Origin of the sequence: Anoxybacillus sp. CHMUD (assembly GCF_013096965.1) — a bacterium.
GTDB lineage: Bacteria > Bacillota > Bacilli > Bacillales > Anoxybacillaceae > Anoxybacillus > Anoxybacillus kestanbolensis_A.
This window is the reverse complement of the sequence record NZ_SDLG01000090.1, coordinates 1-411: the sequence shown is the minus strand read 5'-3', so window position 1 is coordinate 411 and position 411 is coordinate 1. Positions and strand designations below refer to the sequence as shown.

Below are 411 nucleotides of genomic sequence, written 5' to 3'. Positions count from 1 at the left end.
CTACCGGTAAATTATTCATCCGTGTTCTCCCACGCTTTTTTGCTGGTGTTTGTGAAACCACATTATCGGCACAATTAGCAGCAGCAACATGATGATCGCTACCGCCGAGGCCACCGGCCAGTCGCGGTTGTTAAAGAACTCCTGCCACAGCACGCGCCCGATCATGATGCTGTCCGGGCCACCGAGCAGTTCCGGGATCACAAACTCGCCCACAGCCGGGATAAACACCAGCATCGATCCGGCAATAATCCCACCTTTAGTCAGCGGCACGATCACAGTAAAGAACGTTTTCAGCGGTCGTGCACCGAGATCCAGCGCTGCTTCCACCAGCGAATAATCAATACGAATCAACGCGGTATAAATCGGCAGTACCATAAACGGCACGTAAGCGTAAACAATGCCGATATAAAC

The 411-nt window shown here is 52.1% G+C and carries 1 protein-coding gene; it reads right to left on the bottom strand.

All coding sequences use genetic code 11. The annotated features are described in order from the left end of the window. Window positions 1-15: 15 nt before the first annotated feature. Window positions 16-411: ABC transporter permease subunit (locus ETB99_RS14740; RefSeq protein WP_171700947.1), on the bottom strand; the 396-nt coding region annotated here is incomplete at its 5' end.